The sequence below is a fragment of the Dolichospermum sp. UHCC 0259 genome (assembly GCF_009711935.1).
Taxonomy (GTDB): domain Bacteria; phylum Cyanobacteriota; class Cyanobacteriia; order Cyanobacteriales; family Nostocaceae; genus Dolichospermum.
The window spans coordinates 40,514-60,402 of sequence record NZ_VIKX01000107.1; the positions used below are offsets into that span (position 1 = coordinate 40,514).

Here is a 19,889-nt window from a genome sequence, read left to right on the forward strand (position 1 = left end):
ACAAGTTTTTTTGTTGTCAGTTGTCAGTTGTTCGTTGTTTTATCTTTACCAATCACCAATGACCAATCACCCATACTCCTAAATTATGCCAACTTATCCAGGAATTTCCAGCGAAGCCTTCAGACATCCATTAGATAGTCAAGCAGAACAAGCTTTACGCAGTTTACCCGGCTTTGATTTAATCGCCCGTAAATTCGTAGAATTTGTTTATGAACGACCCCAGCTTGTCTACTTAATGGGTAACTCCATTCAAGTCGGACCCCGCCAATATTCTACTATTTACCAGATATTCCGGGAATGTGTCCGAGATTTGGACATCAGCGGCGAACCGGGCTTGTTTATCGCTCAAAACGCCCAAGTTAATAGTTATGCTTTAGGACAAGAACATCCTTATATCGTCGTCAACACTGGGTTACTAGATTTACTCAATGAAACCGAACTACGGACAGTCTTAGCTCATGAACTGGGACATATTAAATGTGGTCATACTATTTTAATTCAAATGGCGATATGGGCGATGAATGCCGCTGAAGCCATTGGCGAATTAACCTTCGGTTTAGGTAATATTGTCAGTCAAGGCTTGATTTATGCCTTTTTTGAGTGGCGACGCAAAGCTGAACTATCCGCAGATAGAGCGGCTTTATTAGTCATGGATGATTTAAACCCAGTCATGTCATCTATGATGAAACTCTCTGGAGGTAGTCATAAATATGCCCATGAATGTAGTTTACAAGAATTTATTCAGCAGTCAGAAAAATATCAAGCACTAGATGATGATGGGTTAAATCAAGTATATAAATTTCTCTTATACAATGGCGCACAAGGAATGATGCTGAGTCATCCTTTCCCCGTAGAAAGATTGCATTATTTACGCAGTTGGGCAGTATCAGAAGAATATCAACAAATCAAAAAAGGTAATTATCAACGTACTGCTGACGGTTCAGTAAATGTTACACCAGAAACACCAGATCATGAAGCCGAAAAACTCAGAAAAGAAATTGAAAAATTACAAACAGAAATTAACAAAATGAGAAAATCTGATTAGTGAAATACAATCAGCAAATTGTAAAACCTGTAGGGGCGGGGTTTCCCCGCCCTCAATTGTATTGCTATAGCGACAGCGTAACGCACCCTGATCTTAAAGTGAAAAATACATACCAAACCCTATTTATTTACTTTCCACTATATTCCAAAAATAACCATCAGGAGCAACAAAAGAAAAACTCTTTTCTGCAAACTCATTAATCATAATTTCCGTAATTTGTTGAGCGGCACTTTCTCGAACTCGTTGCCAATAAATCTCTATTTCCCGGACTCTGTAAGTATAAAGACACATTCCTAAACATCCTGGTTGGGAATCTGTAAAACATGATGGCAAATTCATATTTTCTGGAAAACGAATAATATAAAGTCTCCCACTTCGCGCTGCCATAAAATCAGTTGCAGACGAACAAGGATCATCAAAAGCTGTAACGATAAATTTTTCTCCTGGGTTCAGATCAAAAAATTCTCTTCCTGCTAAAGATGATTCATAACTTGTTTCTACATCATCACGAACACGCAATAAACCTAAAACTTCTTCATAGAATTTGAGAATTTCTTTACTATCATCTTGGACAACTATACCCACATGAGTAAACTGACTAGTTTTTAAAGGTGCATAATCATTAATCTGTCCATAATTAGGAACATCATAACCAAAACGTTGAAATAAAACTTGTCGGCTGAATGGTTGAAGTAATAGCATTTCTCTTACCCCCACCAACGGTTCTACAAAAGGAAGATTTTTTTGATCTTTGTTATAAATTACTTCCCAGTGAGTTTGAGTGTAAAGAATGTTTTCACCAATTGATTTTGCTGCTTCCGCATGATTTAAAATACCTAATATATCAGCAGTTAAGGTAGTAGCCCAACGATTACCTTTGCTTTTCATGGAACTTACACCTAACCCTGTAGATGTAGGATTTTGCCAAATCATTAACCGAATTAATCCATGATCTGCATTTTGATGATAAAGTCGAATAGTCTGTAAAGGTGAATTTACCCGATATAGTTGATAAGCTATAGTTGGGGTTAATTCTCCTATTTCTCCAATCCGATAACCAAATTGTTGCCAATATTGAATTGCAGAAATAGCATCTGTGACACCAATACAGATTTCATAGATACTGCTAATTGTTGAATTCATAATTTATTTAGGTGGAAAATTTATGGTAAAAAGGAATAATTCGGTTAAATCCATGTCCGCAAATGGAGGAAGTTATGAAGCTAAGATAGCAGAAATTGAAACTATTATTACTCGCATTGAGAGTGGTGAATTAGAATTAGCCGATGTCTTTACGGAATTTGCAACTGCGGTTGAGCATTTACAAGAATGTGACCGTTTTTTACAGCAGCGACAACAGCAGGTAAATTTGTTGATTGAAACTTTGCAAGATGATGATAGTGGTTCTTAGTTGGGGATAATATTAATCATGGAATTAAAAGTTTTCAGTTTAGAGGATTTACTGACTCAATCACAAACCCAGGAATGTTCTGATCTTCATTTATCTATTGGCAAAGTTCCCTATTTACGAATTAAAGGCAGATTAGAATCTAGTCAATATCCTATCATAGAATAATTGAACGCAGATAAACGCGGATAAACACAGATAAAAAGGGATGAATTAATGGATTTTATAATTTTGTGCAGTCTCACGTAAAATTAATATAATTCGTGAGACTATTTGTTAATTAATAACTACATCCTACAAATCTTTTTGGGGAATCGGTTCGTGAAACTCGATCATCAATTGCATAGTTTCCACTTCTAAATCACGTAAATCCTGATTTAGATATATAGCACCTTGAGAACCAAACCAACGGTCAAAAATTGCCACGTATTTGGGGTTATTGTTGACAAATCCTTGCATAAACTTGACGAGGGAATAATTCACTGAATTGAGGAATTTAGAGTTATTCTCAGGAACCATGCAAGCAATTCCTTCTCGTGAATAGGGACGAGGAGGTACAATCGCAAAACTATCTTTATTTTTTGCTGTTTGTAACCATCCCTCTAAAAGAATGCTGTCGGATGCAAAAGCGTCTATTTTACCCTGTTCCAAAGCCGCAAATCCTTCTGGTCTAGTCTTCAAATATACAAGCTTTGCTTGAGGTTGTATTCGCTTGATTGCTTGTTCGTTTGTAGTTCCAGCTAATACACCCACACGCTTATTAATGAGGGATTCTGGTGAACCTAAATCAGTTGCCTTTTTAATTAAGATTTGTGTCCCTGTGACACCATAACTAATGGAAAAATCAACTTTTTTATCTCGTTCCCAAGTAAAACTACTGGCATCACAGACAATATCAACTTGGCGGTTAATAATTTTGGGAATCCTTTCTGCTGGGTTAACTGCAACTAATTTAAGTGTAATTTTTTTGCCTAATTCTTTTTCTAATTGCTGTCGGATTAAAGTTAGCATATCCACAGAATAACCAGTCAACTTTCCTTGACTGTCAGCGTAGGCAAATGGTAAAGCATCCCTACTCGTACCAGCAGTTAATACTCCTGTCCGTGCTACCTTTTCCATCACTGTTTCTGCTCCAGCAACACCGGGCATTAATCCTGATAATATCAAACCGAAGATCACAGGGGCAATATTTTTATATATCTTCGACTTAGTGAAAGCAGGTAAATGGGAGAGATTTATTTTGGTACTTACAAACATATTAATCTTTGGGAATCCATAGAATCAAAATGAATAAATTATCTCTATTAATGATCAAGTTAACAGTTCTAGAAATGATTCTTCACATTAGACCCTGTACAAAATCATGAAACCAATTAATTTATCCGTATTTATCTGCGGTCACTTATTATTGAAATCTTATTTTATACAGATTCACATTAATTTGGGATTGTATAGTTCTTAACATTTTAGTATTTATTTAGAGTTGAGCGATCGCACTCCTTTACATTCCTCTAGTTTATCTCATGGGAACTGACAAGTCAGGCGGAAAGTGGGTTGTTTCTACGCAATCTCTTATGCTTATTTTGTTGCAGATGTCAAGTATATAACCAAATTAGATGAGTTTTCCCTGTCAGAGACAGGGAACAAGGAATTAAGAAACTTCGATCTTTTCCTTACCCGCATTCAAAGCTACAACATCCTGCAACCTCGAAAGCACAAAAGACTTCTCCAAATAAGACAACAAACCGCCGGCTTTTGGACCCTTTTCTTTATTCAAGAAAGATAGATACAAAGCCTTAAAAGCAATTGGTTGTTGAATCCCTAACTCCTTAGTAGTCGAGAAAATGATAGTTTGTAATTCCTCAGCTTCCCAATTAGGAATATCTTGCAAATTCTCCATCAACTTTTGCAAATAAGCAACCTGTTCAGCGTTCAAATCATTAGCTTTATCAGGAACTTGTTCCAAATACAAAACTAACTTTTCTTCCTCATCTGCATAATCTTGTAACCACAATTGTGCAGCAGCGATTCTTTGATTAATAATTTCTTGATCATACTCAGTTAAAGGCTGTGGACTACGTTGGGCAACCTCATCCTGAATATTTAAACGCGGAACTTGCAACAGAGAAATCAACGTACTAAAATCAAAAGGTTGGAAAGTTTTAACTTCATCCCCTAGCTGCGCGTACAATAACGGCATTAATTCCTCCGTTAATTCAGGAGATTTAGAATACTTGTTAATTAAAGTATCGTAATCTCTAAATAAACGAGTAGTAGTTTCATAATTTGGCGCAAAATTAATTACAGTTCTTGGCTGAGTCCGCAACATTAAAAAGCGCAATAATTCCGGTGGAAGTAAAGCCGCAATTTCTTCAGCACTCGAACCCACACCCTTAGAAGAACTCATTTTTGTTCCATTCACCAGAATAAATTCATAGGGAGAATGGAAAGGAGGTTGCTTTTGTAAAACCTTGCGACTAATAGCATTAGCAACATCACGAGAACCACCTTTTTGAGAGTGATCTTTCCCAGCCATTTCAATAGTTACACCCAACACATCCCACTTAGCTACCCATTCAACTTTCCAAGGTAATTTACCATTACCATTAAAAGGAGAAACCCAACCAGAATGTCCACAACCTTTTGTATAGTCAGTTGCATCAGGTTTGCAGGTGTAAAATACTTCTGAACCGTTATAATCTGTCGTGACAGTTGTGGCAATCTTACCGCAATTTTCACAAATAACTTGAAAAGGATACCAATTACTTGGACGGTCAGCTTTGCTTACTTCCTTATAAGCTTCTCTCACCAAATGGGCATTTTTTAAGAAAGTGTCAATATAGGAATTAAGTTTTCCAGAACGATATAAATCGCGGAGAAAATAAGTTTCTGGTTTAATTCCTAAATACTCAAAAACTTCAAAAAATTCCCCAATGAAATATTTAGCATAATCACTAGCCTCATCACCAGGGGAAGGTACATTACACAGAGGAAAACCCAAATAAGGAGAAAATTTTTCCTGATCTAAGTATTTTGGAACTGTATCCAGTGCGTCATAGTCATCCACACCATACAAGAACTTGACAGGCTTACCTGCGTGTTTCAATGCCCGGTAAATCACATCATGGATAACCACACCCCGCAAAGACCCAACGTGGACCCGTCCTGATGGAGTCTTAGAATCATTAACTACCTGGTAGCCTACTGCATCAGCAGCAATTTTATCAGCCCAAAACATTTGCTATCTATTTATTTTTTCACAATCTATCCATTTTAGCTTTTGTCATGGAGAATATTCTCATTGTTGACTAAGTTCAATAATATTGCGATCTGGATCTTTAATAAAAATCGCCGCGCGACCAGAAGCACTAGCCTGAAAAGGATAATTTTTAGCGATTAACTCATCTTTCGCTACCTGTAAATCAACCACAGCAAAAGCAATGTGAGGATTTTGCCCCCATTTTTCCTGTTGCTTATCGGTTGGTACAGTGGGCGCAACTATCAGATGAAGTTGATAATTACCGATTTGATACCAGATACCGGGATATTTGAGAGGGCGTTCTACTTTTTTTAGTCCTAATACCTGACTATAAAAATATTCAGCCCGTTCTAAATCAGTCACTAGAACAGCAGTATGAAGACTCTGTATAATTTGCATTTTTTTGTTTTGTTAGAAATATAGCACAGTTTTATTTGTAAAAATATGACTTAATTTAGAAGGCTGGTATCCTGATTAAAATCATTTAAGTAAAAAAATTAATTTTTTCTTCATGATTACTCCAAAGTACCACAAATGCTCAGAAAACCACACCTCAGATAGATTCATGTATCATCCCCGTAGTTTTTATTACATAAAAATTGATAATTCTAATACTTCCCTTTCAAATAAAAAAATGTATATTGTTCAAATCTAGCACAGTAGGAAACATCAAGGCAGAAACAAGGTAACGGTGAAAGATAAATTTACTTCTTTCTACCCTTGTCGTGTAAGAATTTCATCTTGATGTTTCTCTTTTTTAATAATTTGTAAATCGTTGATTTTTATAAAAAATTATCTGCTTAATTATTCTTAAATCCAGTAATTTATAGTTAAATCAAGCATCAATTTTACATAAAACTCCCATACAATAAAAAGAGCAGGACTTACGCAATTGGCACATTGGTAAGGTGTGGTTCGACAAGCTCACCAACCACGTCAGATATCAAAAATCTGTTTATTTGCAGGATTTACGCAGTCTGACGCACCCTACAACTCTTACGTAAGTCCTACAGATTTTTACTTTTTCTATGGCAAGCTGGTAGTCAGAGAGGTTATGGATTTAAAAAATGTCGTTTTTAGATATCAAGCTACCAATTCATGAAACTTTTCAAAGTACAGTTCAGGGAGAAGGATACTGGACTGGTTGCTTAGTAGACTTTATTCGCTTATCTGGTTGTCCTGTTGCTTGTCCTTGGTGTGATACGGGTTATGCTGACCCAAAAGCAAATTTACCCCGAACAGAACGTCCTATTGCTGAACTTTTAGCGGAAATAAAGTCTCCCAGAGTGGTAATAACTGGTGGAGAACCATTTATTCATAAGCATTTACCGGAATTAGTACAAGCTTTGTTAGTCGCAGGTAAGTGGGTTAGCATTGAAACATCAGGCTCTTTTTGGCAAGAAGTTTCTCCCGCAGCTTGGATTACTCTATCTCCTAAGGAACATCTTAACGCTAAATACCCAGTGCAAAGTCAGTTTTGGAGTCGGGCTAATGAAGTTAAAATAATCATAGAAACTGGGAGAGAAATTGATTTTTATGAAAAATATCTATCTACTCACCCTAATTTGCTTGTCTACTTACAACCTGAGTGGAATAGTTCGTCGAAATCACTACCGCTGATTTTGCAGATATTACAACAAAAACCTGACTATAGACTATCTTTACAAACACACAAGTATATCGGGGTACAATGACTAATCAGCAGTGGCTACTAGCTAAGGAATTCCGCTTTGAAGCAGCACATAAATTGCCTTACCATGATGGTAAATGTTCCCGGCTGCATGGACATAGTTGGCGTGGAGTTGTTTATGTAGCTGGTGATAGATTAGTAACAGAAGGTGCTAAACAGGGTATGGTTATGGATTATTCAGAAATTAAAAAATATCTCCAACCCTTGCTGGAGAATTATTTAGATCACTATTATTTGAATGAATCTCTGGGTTTAGAGTCACCAACGAGTGAGGCGATCGCTGCTTGGATTTATGATAAATTAGAACAAGCAGGATTAGCAGGGTTAACAGCAGTCAGAATTGATGAAACTTGTACTTCTATTTGTTTGTATTCTAAAAATCGTATATCTGGCTGGTTAAATTCTGGTGAAAGTATAAATTTACTTCACTGAATTTAATTTTGAAAACTCTTACCTGTGCGTGAAAATAATTCATATTTAAATAATTCAACGTCTATCACTCCTGCGCTCCAGCTTGTTTTAACATATTACAAATACCACGATAATTATTAAATTCGGCAATCATTAAGGCTGTATAACCCCCTTGATTTTTTAAATTGGCATCTGCCCCAGCTTGTAGTAGCATTGCCACTGCTTGACTATAACCTTCTGCTACAGCTAACATTAAAGCAGTTGCACCAGCAGGGTTTTGTAAGTTCACATTTGCCCCTTTTTCTAGTAATAATTGGCATATTTCGGGATGGTTTGCAGCTATGGCTTTGACTAAAGCGGTTTTACCATCATCCGCTAATTTATTAATATCTGCTCCATAATCAAGTAATAGTTTGACAGTTGGGAAATGTCCTTGGGATACTGCTAAGGTGAGCGCAACTTCGCCAAAGTTTTTCTTTTCCATATCTGCTCCTGCGGCTAGTAAAACTGCTACTATGTGGCTATATCCCTGGAATGCAGCTATTAGTAAGGGTGTATCTCCCAGATGGTTTCTAATTTGCACATCTGCACCTCGTTGGATTAATATTTTGACTACATCTATATATTCTTCGACAACGGCAAGATGTAAGGCTGTTTCACCTTCTTTATCTTGATGATTAATTTCCGCATCGGCATCTAATAAAGCGGTGATAATAGCAGTATTTCCCGTTGCTGTGGCTGCTAATAATGCTGTTCCATGATCAACGTTTTTGATGTTAACATCAGCACCAGATGATAACAACGCTTGGACTATTTCTAAATATCCTAAATCTGCGGCAATGATTAATCCTGTATCACCCTCTGGATTTTGGCTATTGACAATATTGCTATGATGTGATAAAGCTTTAACAACTGTTGGATGTTTGTGTTTTATGGCTAGTTTAAACGCGCTATCATTATCTTTGTCGGTAATGTTGATGTCAGCACCAGCAGCTAGTAAAATTTGCACAACCTTAAGATGACCTTTCAGTGCTGCTATCATTAATGCGGTACTACCATCATCGTTGGTAGCATTGACATTTGCTCCTTGAGAGACTAGCAATTTGACAACATCTATTTGATTAGCACTAGCAGCCAGCATTAAGGCTGTTAAATTATAGGTTTTTCTGGTTAAGTTAATGTTAGCACCAGCATCCAAGAGCGATCGCACAATTTCTGTATAACCTAAATTCGCCGCAAACATCAATGCTGTAGTCCCATTCATATCGCTGACATCCACCCTAGCACCATTGGACAGCAGCGTAAATACTCCCTGTATATCCCCAGTTTTCACAGCCTTCAACAACGAAGTATCTTGATTTTCTATCATTGGTTAGATCCTGTTTGAGTAGATGTGACTGATTCCAACTCCAGATTACACTTTGGCAAGATGGAAAAATTTCTCCGTAAGAAAAATCAATGTATGCTAAGTTTTATGAAGATTTAATAATCGGAAGTAAAAAATATGGTTTTTGAACTAACTCCAACAATCAGATTCTGGTTGAACTTCGCTCACCCAGTTACTATGTGGGTACTATTAGCACTTTCCTTGTATGCCGCGTATTTAGGATTACAAGTACAGCGTACCAGAAATGCTCAGGGAGAAGAAAAGAAAGAACTAATTAAAGGGCGTTATACCGTCAAACATCACCAAATTGGTTCTATTATGTTAGCTTTAATGGTGGCAGGTTCAATCGGTGGTATGGCTGTCACCTACATTAATAATGGTAAGTTGTTTGTCGGACCCCATCTATTAGCCGGATTAGGGATGACAGGTTTAATAGCTTTTTCCGCTTCTCTGTCTCCTTTCATGCAAAAAGGCGCAAATTGGGCGCGGATAACTCATATATTGTTAAATTTTGCTATTTTGGGGCTTTTCATCTGGCAAGCCCTCTCTGGTGTCGAAATTATCCAAAGAATCCTCACGAAAGCTTAGATTGTCAATTATCAGTAGGGGCGCAGGGCCTGCGCCCAGTTGTTAGTTGTTATATAACCAACCCTGGCGACTAGAAGTCGCGGCTATACAGACGAAACCCACCTGCGTGGGTTGGAAACCTTTTATTTCTCATTAGTCCACGTAGGTGGACTTTGTTTGTGTAGTAGCGACTTCTAAAACATCCTCTACGGAATTTCATCAGGATTAACACCGATAGATTTTAGATAAGCCGCTAATTTTTCTTTTTGCTGGCGCTCCTGGTCTGCTCTTTGTTGTTCCTCATCTGCCCTTCGCTGTTGCTCATCTGCTCTTTGCTGTTGCTCATCCGCTCGTTCATTGCCAGTCAACAACATCTCACCATCTCCAGTCCACCAACGTAACCAGGGTATTTCCGTATCTTGTTGAATCCCCAACTCCACTCCCATAGGTGAAATTGGAAAATGCCCTCGTTCATTAGCTGGCATTTTCTCATACTTGCCATCTACAAGATGATAGACCTCAACCGATGATTTTTCTACCTCGTAGATAGCATAAAAAGGAATCCTAATTGCCTGTTCATATACCCAGAATTTACCAGCTTTCTTTGGTTCTCCAGTTTGTTCATCAATATCATATAATGATGTTCTGTCTCTTTCTTCTGAACCATCACCAGAGACAAATTCAATGGCAATTAATGGAGCAACAATTTCCTTCCACATTACATAAGAACGGCGATATACTCCTGCTAATAAAGGGGCAACATGGGGAACATAAAACCAATCCGGTGCTTCTGCTCCTCTAACTGGTGGTTCTGTAATTCGCCAATAAATACCGCTATCCTGTCCAATACAATATCGTCCGTCAGGGTGTATTTTTTGTAAAATTGGTTCTATAGAAGTTGTGAGAATTATACTTTGTGGTAATTCCTGAAAGTTTTGACCTACGGTACGCTTCGCTAACACAAAAGTTCCATCTGAATCTGGCAGTTGTGTATGGTCGGGGAGTGTGATTTGATCGTTTTCAGATGTAGTTGGTGGTGCAATGATTGGTTTTGTTAATACCATAGCAACTTCATCGCCTTAATTTATTTTTCCTAGTTTAACATAGTCCTAAGCGCAGGTATCGCCAATCATCAAGTCAGGAAGTATACTAAACAAGGCTAACAATACCTGAGACCGTTATTAAGTAATAGGACAAAATTAATTAATTACACAATTGATTTTTCTATTACCTATTACCTATTCCCTATTTCTTCTGTTTCTTTTGCGGAAAAGGTATATTCAGAGATTGATGAAAATCTTTTTGTACCTTGTGTGTGAGACGATGGGAAACTTGACGGACAATTTGATTCAGGATGCGATCGCCTGTAGACTGAACTAACGAATAAGGTAATCGCTGAATAAATCTAGGAAACTGCAACTCGACAACCAAATCCAACTCCCATTCCACCCGCGTCACCCCATCTAAATTACCTATCAATCGTGTTGATGATTTATAATCTACCTCATAACCAGGTGACTCATAATCAGGTACAGGAATAGTTCGGATTTGGAATTGATTATCTTGAGGTTTTAACAACTCCAAGCCAATCTTCGGTTCTACATCGTAACCAAAAGCACCAAATTTACCAACCGCCAAAGCATAACTATTTTCCCCTAGTCGGCTCACCTTCATCGGTTCTGCACAACGACCAAACCAGGAAGAGTGAGCATTAAAATACTCCTCCACCTGCGCCACAGGAGCATACATTTCCATCCCATCTTGATAATTACCATAAAATTTAGTTGTACTTAGATGAGCCTCCTGTAACACAGTCTCATCCGCTACTTCCCATGATTGATATTTACTATTGTTTGTAACCATAAATTTGTTTTTTCTATATTTTAAAGTGTGTCTATATTTATCATTCCCGCTTCAGGGAAGTATTTTCGCATCAAAATCTGATTTTCACGAAAATTTCAACAAATTGTCATTAACTTTACATAAACAGCATGAACTAATTATGTAGAGTCAGTCAACAACGAGAAAAATGGTAAATTTAGGTGTAACCAATTCACAGTCATCCAATAATTGATATTGTAGCTAAATACTGAAATACCGTCATCATAGCAATATTACTGAGCTTATCAATCTTCCGAAATAAAAAGTTAATTTTTTCTTATTAGTCCCAAAAAATAACTAAAAGGAGTTAAATTCTGAAAAACTTTGAACTTAAAGGGGTAGAAAAACTTATCGCTCCCCTAGCCTCACTTTTGGGCTTTGTGTACCTGTTTCAGTGGTATATTTTTGGGGATATACAATTATCCCCCGAACCTATATTTACCAGAAAACAGCCTCCCCTAGTCATGAAAGGTGGAGATCCTTATGTTCGGGCATTAATGCGAACCATATCCGCCAGTGAAGCCAGTGGTAATCGTCCCTACTCTCTCTTATATGGTGGTGAACAAGTTAATGATCTCAGTCATCATCCTCAAAAATGTGTCACCATCATCACAGGACCGAATATAGGCAACTGTTCCACAGCCGCAGGTAGATATCAAATTATTAATACCACGTGGGATCACATTGCTCCTCGTTATCATCCAAACCCCACAAAAATTATGCTTTGGACTAATTATAGTTTTGAAGCAGAGTATCAAGATGTCGTAGTTTACCGTTGGTTAAATGATTCAAAAGTTTGGGGTGTAGATATCCCTAAGCTATTACAGCAACAAAAATTAAATGACGTTCTCCGAAAACTCTCCCCTACATGGACAAGTTTAGGGTACGGGATAGAAAATAATTCTGTTAGTAGTTCCTTACCCAAAATTTACCAGCAAGTCCTCAAAGAAGAATTAAAGCAAAATAACCAAACTAAAAGTACAAAATAGAACAATTAGCTCAATCTACAAGAACTTTGCTCTTCACTTTAGCTGATACAGGCATAAATACCTTGGTCTGAATAGGCTTTAGCACTTGCAACCCATTTAAATTTTGCAAACAATCCAAAGCAGCTTCCCGAATCATTACTTCTTGTTCCTGACTCAGTAATAGTTGTAAACATTCCCCAATATCTTCCTGCATTGCTGTATCAACTCGCTGACGGGTAATCAGTTTATTGAGTTGACGGATGGAAAGCAACCGTTTTAAAGAATCCTTTGCCGTTAAATTGTTCAATAATTTATCAAGATAATCTTCCTCTCGATTTCCTTGAAAACTGAATATTTGCCACACCAGCAAAATTAAAGTTAATAGCGTTCCCATGCCTTGAACAATAGCACCAGCAGCCAACCAATGACTAGGAGCATCAACCCAAATTGCCGAAGCCATGTAAGTTATCACAGTCGCAATACCACCACAAGCGATCGCATAAGCTAACCTACTATTAGTGCTACTCATCAACTTACGTATTTCTAACCAGCGCAATTGCCAATTCCATTTTTGCACTGAGTAAGTAAATACCATCATCCCAATACCCACAACCAGAGCTAACAGTAATTGCCAACTCCAAAGCAGCATAGCCACAATAATTGTCAATAATCCCAGCAAAACCCCAGGTTCAGCAAAATGTTTGAAAACTTGATGTTTGGGAATCTTGATCTGAATTTCTGAAACTTGATTAATCAATTGTCGCCAAGAAGACGAAGCCTGTCCCACAGTATTTACCTACTTGATTACAAAATTATAAATAGATAGTTTTTACTAATTTTGAGGATGAAATCAGGATAATTTCACCCTTAAACAAAATACTATTTATCCTGTAATCGAATATCAATTACAGACGCATTGAAATTATAGTTAAAACCTTCTAATTCAAAAGGCATTCCAATTTTCACTTTGCTATTACCAAGAACAGGCCCATCCTTAGTGACTGTAGCTTGTCCTTCTAAAGTTAAAAGAAAATCCGTACTAAAGTTAATTTTTCTAGGATCTGGTAATTCTTTCACAGAACCATCTGGTTGACCAATTGTCACTGTTCTCTCTAACTGCTCAACCGATTTAATCCCAATTTGACCATAGGGTTGATTACGGATAATCACATTAGTTTTACCACCTTTTGTGAATCCTTCTTTAACTAACTGTTGAGGATTACGAACATTGAGTCCACGTACTAATAAGTCTACCTCAATAGGTACTGTTTTTGCACCCACTTGAGCCACAGAACCAGAAGTACCAGGGAAAATAAAGATACCCACTATCACTAGCAAAATTACTAATGCAGCCCCTAAATCTAATAGGTTGATTTTACCGAACAAGCGACCTTTAGAATCTAAAATAGCCATAATCAGGTTTGGATAAGTTGCAGTTAAGTTTTTAGCTAAGTAATTGATTGTACCGACAAGTTTTTTCAAGTGATCCACAATCTTGATCACTGAATCAGAATTGACAGAAACTAGACATTGTGGTTATGCGACAGTTTATCATGATTGCAGGAGTTTCAGGGTCATAGTAGCAGCAAGTTATTTGAATATGACTATTTGCACTATCTGGAGTTGAAAATGCAACTTAGTAAACTGAAAATTCGTCCTCTGATTTTAAGTTCTTACACCAATCTCACATAACTGAATTATGATTAACTCGCATGGAATTTGGACAAATTATCGTTTGTGGCAGCGTCGCTGTTTGTATCCGTTCATTTCTGTAAGCGTTGCTGTAATGATTTGCTTAGGTACACCATTATTAAGTAAAGCTATAGGTTTTAGAGATCTGATCCGTATAGTCCCACAAGTGACCCAAATATTAAACCTATCTAATATATCCGATCGCCAGGAAGTTGATCTGGGTCAGCAAATAAATCAAGAAATACAGCAAGAAGTCAGAATTTCTCGTAATTCACAACTAAACAGTTATGTTGAACAAATCGGTAGACGTTTAGCAGCTAATAGCACTCGTCCAAATATTCCTTATACTTTTCAAGTAGTCGAAGATCCTGCCGTTAATGCTTTTGCAACCGCCGGTGGTTTTATTTATGTAAATACAGGCTTGTTAAAAACAGCAGACAATGAAGCCGAATTTGCCAGTGTATTAGCTCATGAAATGGGACATATCGAAGGCAAACATTTAATTAAACAAATGCGACAACAAGCTATAGCCAGTGGTGTAGCTTCAGTATCAGGTTTAGATAGAAGTAAAGCCGTAGGAATTGGTGTGCAACTCGCCCTAAATCTTCCCCGCAGTCGCCAAGACGAATTTGATGCTGATAAAAGAGGATTAGCAAACATCACTCGCACTGGTTATGCTCAGTCAGCAATGGTTTCTTTCATGAAAAAACTACAAAGAAGTAGCTCTGTACCTACATTTTTAAGTACACATCCAGGGGCAAGCGATCGCGTAATCTCTCTTCAAAATCAGATTAAAAATCAACCAAGCCGTCAAAATTATGGCTTAGATAATCCCTTGTATCAAAGCAAAATGAGAGCATTTTTGCCATAATTACTCTCGTTTTCTATAACGGCGGCTACCTGCGAACTCTTGTGGCTGAACAACTGTAATCACCTCTTCCCAAGCCACAGTCCGCACCGACCTACTGAACACATTAGCCTGATAAACCAACTTATTCGTAATATCCAGCCCCGTTAACCAACCACTACGGGGATGATAAGCACCAGTATCAATATCTAACCATCCCTGCCCCTGCGCCAAATTACCAGGAGCTACCCCAGGTAAAGTAAAAGTTATAGTATGACCAACTATAATCAACTTATCGGCAAAATAGGGTTGCTCTATCCGATGGAACTCATCCCTAATCCAGCATAGTTCTTCCGCCGTCTGTTCTTGCACAGTCTTTTTTGGATCAACACCTGCATGAGTTAACCAAAAATCTCCCAAATCTAAATATGTGGGCAAACTCTCAAACCAATCTAGATGTTGTTTAGGAATTGTTGCAGACTGGTAACTAGCAATAGTAGCCTGTCCTCCACTATATAACCACGTTTGCATATTTGTGGACGCACCATTCTTACCAGTCATGATATTTAATAACATCTGCTCATGATTACCTAGCAAACAAGGGTAATCATTTTCTTTAACAAATTCCACAACTTCGGCACTTTTGGGACCACGATCAATTAAATCTCCCAAAAAATATACTTGATCCTCTGATGTAGGGGCTATTTTCTCCAACAGCAACATCAAACATTCATAATGTCCATGCACATCACCAATAACAACCCTGCGCTGACTAATTTCGCTCATTTGCTTCTAGCTTACATGAATTAGCTGAATATCTCGACTAAACTTTGATTGATCTAATTTTCGTTTAAAAGGTCAAGAAAACTTGACTAAGTTATGATTTCTTTAATAATTATGTAGACATTTGGTTAACTTGCCAAGTTCCCATATAAATAATTACTAACACCCAAGACTCTGATCATACATGAATTTTCATGTTTAAGTAGGCTTGTCCTCGGTAACAAAATATAACAAGCATCAGTTTTTAATCTTCATCTTGCAATAACCATAAACCACTATAAGTCATTCCCGAATCATCTGGTTGCACCAACAAAAAATGCAATCCCCTACTTAGTTGTTTTCTCTTTTGATACAATTTACCCGCAGCAGTAACCTCCTCATCAGTAAAAGTCACCAACACCCACCTATCCACTAAACCAGCTTCTAATACTAACCCATCAGGCGCACCAGCGATGTAGTTTAATGAAACAGGCTGACTTTCCTTTAACCATTGGGCCAACCGCATAGATTTTCTTCCACCGTAAATCACCACCCCAGGTATAGGTACTGTTGAAGCCAAACCCAGATTAATCGGTTTGAGAAATTCTGGTATTTGCAAAAAAGGGATTGGCCTTTCTATAAACTCATCCACAATATCACCCGATGGAATCGTCGCAAACCGCCATTCTTCCCCCCATAGATTTTCCGGTAATGGTAATGGAGGTAGTTTATCCACAGTTATAGAATATTTCTTAGCTGCTAACCACTGTTTTAGAGCCAAAGTTCTCCGAGTAGCTTCAACCCGAATCCCTAAATTATTTGCCGCAATTGTCATTAAACTTAAAGACTGAGGACGAAATACTTGAATTAAATCTGGTAACTTGTCCTTACCCGCTAATTGTAATTGTTGGACAAGCCAAGTAGAATTAGCCTGGGATTGGAGACAACTTGCTGTAAACTCAAAACTGCGAGTTTCGTCACAAACTAATAACTCCCATAAGACCTGCCCTTCAACATTTTGTAGCGGACTACGATAAAAATCAGCCTGCCAAATCAGACTCATTTCCGACTCCATAAAAATTAAACAACTTAAAAATGAATATACCCAATTTAGTGTTTGACTAGATTTCTGGCAAATTCTATCGCTGCTTCTACTGTAGAAATTTTCCCCTCAGCTTGAGCAACACCAACCTCCATTAATAACTCACCTACAAATGGTGAAGCTGGAATGTTTAACGCCCTCATCATGTCCTTACCATTGAGTAAAGGAATAGGGTGTGCAACCACATCGTTTTTGTCAAGATAACGCTTAATTAAAGGTTCATAACTAACTAACATACTTTCTTCAAACATCCCCTTCGCCACAATATCATTTGCTAAAGCTAATACCAACACAGCCGGAAATAAAATTCCCATTTCCCGAAACAGAAAATACTGTTTTCGCAAAGGCATATTTATCGCCTTTATTTCCGAAAACAGTCTTAATTCCGTTGTCACAGCCCGAATTTCTGCCCGACTATAGGTAAGTTCCTGTAATTCAACTTCGGCAATTTCCGGGTTTAAGTCCACAAGACAAGCCAGTTTAGCAGTAGCTAACCAAGAAGTTTTCACAGTTTCTCGCACATAATTTACTAATTCTTCTCCTAACTCCTGCCAACTTTGGCTAATTAAAGCGGCAGCTTGATCAACAGCAGCTAACTTAATAAAACTTTTATCAGTTGCGTTCTTAAAGAAACTAGTCAAAACACCATCTTTCCAGGCAGTATTTAGCCAAAATGTCCCTTGAGAACTTGCTAATAAATAACCAACTTCCACCCGTATGCGTTCCGCTGCTACCTGGACAATGCTTGTTACTAAACTGCGAATTGTCTCTTGAGTAGCTGGTTCAATAGTAAAACCAAGTTGGGCAGCTTGACGATAAGCTCGCATTAACCGCAAAGGATCATTTTGTAGATTTAGAGGTGATATCATCCGTAACAGTCCAGATTCTATATCCTTACAGCCTTGCAATGGATCAATAATTTCTTGAGTATGGGGATTGTAGGCGATCGCATTAATAGTAAAATCCCTTCTATGTAAATCCCTAATTAGACTTTCCCCCCCCTGTTGAGCAAAATCAGCCGTAGCGTCAGGAAACACCACACGAGCAATTTTCCTTTCAGCATCAAGTAACACAAAACCAGCTTGATAACGTTGAGCAATCTTTCGCGCTACCTTCACCGCATCCACTGGAATAATAAAATCTAAATCCACATATTCCCGAACCCTACCCAAAATCGCATCACGCACCGCACCACCCACCATATAAACAGGTTGTGGCAAATATTCCAGACTAAAAGGCCAATTTTTGGCAGCTAAACGAGCAGCAACTAATTCATCCATTGTCATAAAAATCAACCTAGTAACTAATGCCGATAATTTTGCATTAAGCTACATTAACTATAAAGCTTCCCAAAGTTGGTTCTATTATGTGTATTTGCGTGAATTGCCACTATGTAGACCGCTGCGTCACCTACAACGCCGTAGAAACCCAGCACCAACAGCCACACCTGACAGAAACCCCGGATTTTGATCCCAACGAACCCTCCATCAACGTCAATATTCGCACACAAGGCGAAATAATTGAAATGGAATGGGACGTTGTCGGCTGTCTTAGCTTCAAACAAGAAACAGGTAAATGGTCTAAATTACGTCCAGGTGAATTAGTCCCCACCTAAACCCATAAATTTTTAGTTATAGCGGTATATACTTGAATGAGATACAGTGATTGAATTGCAAAACCTGTAGGGGCGGGGTTTCCCCGCCCTCAATTGAATTGCATCTGAACGATAACCGTTATATTCAGAGTAGATTCTCAAAAGTTGCTGAATATTCACACTTGAAATCAGCAACACCAACTCCACCAACTCCATCAACTTTAAATTAAAAACCTAAAATCAAAGCTGCTTTCCCCTCCAAACCTTAATTCTGCTGTATTATTTAGCAGAAAAATACATTTGCATTTACCTTGACAACCATAATTAAACATCTCTCACCGGATAAATACGCCTTAGCATTGCACACCACCACACCAGAACTCGGTTTAGCAATTAGCAACTTTGCCAATTATCCCCAATCTCAAGTTTGGAACTTAGGGCGTGACCTATCCAGTCACATTCATCAATACCTAGTTGAAATAATTAAACCACGAACCTGGGCAGACCTAGAATTTATCGCCGTAGCCCAAGGACCGGGTGGTTTCACAGGAACTCGTATCGGAGTTGTCACCGCGCGGACACTAGCACAACAACTAAACATTCCAGCATTTACAATTTCCACCCTAGCCGCATTAGCTTGGCAAGCCCATAAAGCCCAAAAAAACTGCCAACATCCAATAATTGCCCTAGAAATGCCAGCACAACGGGGACAAATTTTTGGTGCTATTTATCAAGTTAACCCTAATAATGCCGGCATTACAGCCCTATTATCAGATACAGTATTCACTCCATCTGCATGGAAAGAAACCCTAACTAATTGGCATACCAATCAGTTAATATCAGCCACATCTCACTTAGCAGTAACCGTCAACAGCATTTTGGAATTAGCTTACTTAGATTGGCAGCACGGTAAAAATCCCCATTGGTCAGAAGCTCTACCTTATTATGGACAACATCCAGTAGATATTTGAAATTATCGAAACCCGTTTAACCCTTGCCATATAAAGCCCTTAGCTGAAAATAGCCTCTAGTTTCACCCCCTTTAAAAAAATATTTCTCAAAACCCTTGACAAGAATAGAAGAGGTTGATATATTGAATAAGTGCCGAAGAAAGAAACGACTTCCGGCAACTGAACCGAGAAAAAATAATACTTTGAAAGAATAGATTAAACCAATCCTCGTCGTAAAGATAATTGAAAGAGGATTCGAGATTTTAACTAATTTCGGAGCCAACAAACTCGAAAGAAACAAAATGGAGAGTTTGATCCTGGCTCAG

Annotated in this window: 22 protein-coding genes; 10 read left to right on the plus strand and 12 right to left on the minus strand. The window is 38.0% G+C overall.

The features are described from left to right. The first annotated feature begins 85 nt into the window (after positions 1 to 85). Complete coding sequence (locus tag FJR05_RS08425; protein WP_168643679.1) at positions 86 to 1,045, plus strand: M48 family metallopeptidase; 960 nt, start codon at positions 86 to 88, stop codon at positions 1,043 to 1,045. Between the two features lie 123 nt (positions 1,046 to 1,168). Here FJR05_RS08425 and FJR05_RS08430 read toward each other — a convergent pair whose 3' ends face one another. Beyond that, positions 1,169 to 2,188, minus strand: coding sequence for a VOC family protein (locus FJR05_RS08430; RefSeq protein WP_168643680.1), 1,020 nt, complete (start codon positions 2,186 to 2,188; stop codon positions 1,169 to 1,171). Positions 2,189 to 2,210: 22 nt separating this feature from the next. Between FJR05_RS08430 and xseB the strand changes: the two genes are divergently transcribed. Continuing rightward, positions 2,211 to 2,456 (plus strand): exodeoxyribonuclease VII small subunit, encoded by a 246-nt coding sequence (xseB, locus tag FJR05_RS08435; RefSeq protein ID WP_168643681.1) that lies wholly within the window; start codon positions 2,211 to 2,213, stop codon positions 2,454 to 2,456. A gap of 18 nt (positions 2,457 to 2,474) precedes the next feature. Beyond that, the gene (locus FJR05_RS08440; RefSeq protein WP_168643682.1) at positions 2,475 to 2,621 is read left to right on the plus strand and encodes a hypothetical protein; all 147 of its coding nucleotides are present in this window, start codon (positions 2,475 to 2,477) and stop codon (positions 2,619 to 2,621) included. A gap of 126 nt (positions 2,622 to 2,747) precedes the next feature. Here the strand turns inward: FJR05_RS08440 and FJR05_RS08445 are convergent, their stop codons facing one another. The 3 genes from FJR05_RS08445 to FJR05_RS08455 form a co-directional block, all read right to left on the minus strand. Beyond that, positions 2,748 to 3,710 carry an amino acid ABC transporter substrate-binding protein gene (locus tag FJR05_RS08445; protein ID WP_174783630.1) on the minus strand — a complete coding sequence of 321 codons (963 nt, stop codon included), beginning with the start codon at positions 3,708 to 3,710 and terminating at the stop codon, positions 2,748 to 2,750. A 394-nt stretch (positions 3,711 to 4,104) separates the two neighbouring features. Beyond that, on the minus strand, positions 4,105 to 5,691 hold the full coding sequence (gene lysS / locus FJR05_RS08450; protein ID WP_168643683.1) for a lysine--tRNA ligase: 1,587 nt from the start codon (positions 5,689 to 5,691) through the stop codon (positions 4,105 to 4,107). Positions 5,692 to 5,751: 60 nt separating this feature from the next. Beyond that, a complete protein-coding gene (locus FJR05_RS08455) occupies positions 5,752 to 6,111 on the minus strand; it encodes a VOC family protein (protein WP_168643684.1) in 360 nt (119 codons plus the stop codon). Positions 6,112 to 6,779: 668 nt separating this feature from the next. Here FJR05_RS08455 and FJR05_RS08460 point away from each other — a divergent pair. Together FJR05_RS08460 and queD are read left to right on the plus strand one after the other, a co-directional pair. Then, positions 6,780 to 7,406 (plus strand): 7-carboxy-7-deazaguanine synthase QueE, encoded by a 627-nt coding sequence (locus tag FJR05_RS08460; protein ID WP_168643685.1) that lies wholly within the window; start codon positions 6,780 to 6,782, stop codon positions 7,404 to 7,406. After that, positions 7,403 to 7,834 carry a 6-carboxytetrahydropterin synthase QueD gene (gene queD, locus FJR05_RS08465; RefSeq protein ID WP_168643686.1) on the plus strand — a complete coding sequence of 144 codons (432 nt, stop codon included), beginning with the start codon at positions 7,403 to 7,405 and terminating at the stop codon, positions 7,832 to 7,834. The genes FJR05_RS08460 and queD overlap by 4 nt, the downstream gene beginning before the upstream one ends. A gap of 64 nt (positions 7,835 to 7,898) precedes the next feature. Here the strand turns inward: queD and FJR05_RS08470 are convergent, their stop codons facing one another. Continuing rightward, positions 7,899 to 9,182, minus strand: coding sequence for an ankyrin repeat domain-containing protein (locus FJR05_RS08470; protein ID WP_168643687.1), 1,284 nt, complete (start codon positions 9,180 to 9,182; stop codon positions 7,899 to 7,901). A gap of 135 nt (positions 9,183 to 9,317) precedes the next feature. On the opposite strand from FJR05_RS08470, the gene FJR05_RS08475 reads away from it, so the two are divergent. Next, a complete protein-coding gene (locus FJR05_RS08475) occupies positions 9,318 to 9,788 on the plus strand; it encodes a DUF4079 domain-containing protein (RefSeq protein ID WP_168643688.1) in 471 nt (156 codons plus the stop codon). A gap of 185 nt (positions 9,789 to 9,973) precedes the next feature. On the opposite strand, the gene FJR05_RS08480 is transcribed toward FJR05_RS08475, so the two are convergent. After that, entirely contained in the window at positions 9,974 to 10,831 is an 858-nt protein-coding gene (locus tag FJR05_RS08480; protein ID WP_168643689.1) for a Uma2 family endonuclease, read from the minus strand. A gap of 181 nt (positions 10,832 to 11,012) precedes the next feature. Next, positions 11,013 to 11,630 carry a DUF1997 domain-containing protein gene (locus tag FJR05_RS08485; RefSeq protein ID WP_168643690.1) on the minus strand — a complete coding sequence of 206 codons (618 nt, stop codon included), beginning with the start codon at positions 11,628 to 11,630 and terminating at the stop codon, positions 11,013 to 11,015. Positions 11,631 to 11,959: 329 nt separating this feature from the next. Between FJR05_RS08485 and FJR05_RS08490 the strand changes: the two genes are divergently transcribed. Continuing rightward, positions 11,960 to 12,637, plus strand: coding sequence for a glycoside hydrolase family protein (locus FJR05_RS08490; RefSeq protein ID WP_168643704.1), 678 nt, complete (start codon positions 11,960 to 11,962; stop codon positions 12,635 to 12,637). 10 nt (positions 12,638 to 12,647) lie between these two features. On the opposite strand, the gene FJR05_RS08495 is transcribed toward FJR05_RS08490, so the two are convergent. Both FJR05_RS08495 and FJR05_RS08500 read right to left on the minus strand, forming a co-directional pair. Beyond that, positions 12,648 to 13,403 (minus strand): ABC transporter ATP-binding protein, encoded by a 756-nt coding sequence (locus FJR05_RS08495; protein WP_168643691.1) that lies wholly within the window; start codon positions 13,401 to 13,403, stop codon positions 12,648 to 12,650. Positions 13,404 to 13,495: 92 nt separating this feature from the next. Further along, positions 13,496 to 14,029 carry a DUF4330 domain-containing protein gene (locus tag FJR05_RS08500; protein WP_168643692.1) on the minus strand — a complete coding sequence of 178 codons (534 nt, stop codon included), beginning with the start codon at positions 14,027 to 14,029 and terminating at the stop codon, positions 13,496 to 13,498. A 286-nt stretch (positions 14,030 to 14,315) separates the two neighbouring features. Between FJR05_RS08500 and FJR05_RS08505 the strand changes: the two genes are divergently transcribed. Further along, positions 14,316 to 15,179, plus strand: coding sequence for a M48 family metallopeptidase (locus FJR05_RS08505; RefSeq protein ID WP_168643694.1), 864 nt, complete (start codon positions 14,316 to 14,318; stop codon positions 15,177 to 15,179). Here FJR05_RS08505 and FJR05_RS08510 read toward each other — a convergent pair whose 3' ends face one another. The 3 genes from FJR05_RS08510 to FJR05_RS08520 form a co-directional block, all read right to left on the minus strand. Continuing rightward, on the minus strand, positions 15,180 to 15,941 hold the full coding sequence (locus FJR05_RS08510; protein WP_168643696.1) for a metallophosphoesterase family protein: 762 nt from the start codon (positions 15,939 to 15,941) through the stop codon (positions 15,180 to 15,182). A gap of 241 nt (positions 15,942 to 16,182) precedes the next feature. Further along, entirely contained in the window at positions 16,183 to 16,980 is a 798-nt protein-coding gene (locus tag FJR05_RS08515) for a Tab2/Atab2 family RNA-binding protein (protein ID WP_168643697.1), read from the minus strand. A gap of 47 nt (positions 16,981 to 17,027) precedes the next feature. Further along, positions 17,028 to 18,299 carry a CCA tRNA nucleotidyltransferase gene (locus FJR05_RS08520; RefSeq protein ID WP_168643705.1) on the minus strand — a complete coding sequence of 424 codons (1,272 nt, stop codon included), beginning with the start codon at positions 18,297 to 18,299 and terminating at the stop codon, positions 17,028 to 17,030. A gap of 86 nt (positions 18,300 to 18,385) precedes the next feature. Here FJR05_RS08520 and FJR05_RS08525 point away from each other — a divergent pair, with 86 nt between their 5' ends. Continuing rightward, a complete protein-coding gene (locus FJR05_RS08525; RefSeq protein ID WP_027403580.1) occupies positions 18,386 to 18,634 on the plus strand; it encodes a Ycf34 family protein in 249 nt (82 codons plus the stop codon). A gap of 290 nt (positions 18,635 to 18,924) precedes the next feature. Further along, on the plus strand, positions 18,925 to 19,584 hold the full coding sequence (gene tsaB, locus FJR05_RS08530; protein ID WP_168643698.1) for a tRNA (adenosine(37)-N6)-threonylcarbamoyltransferase complex dimerization subunit type 1 TsaB: 660 nt from the start codon (positions 18,925 to 18,927) through the stop codon (positions 19,582 to 19,584). The last annotated feature ends 305 nt before the right edge of the window (positions 19,585 to 19,889 follow it).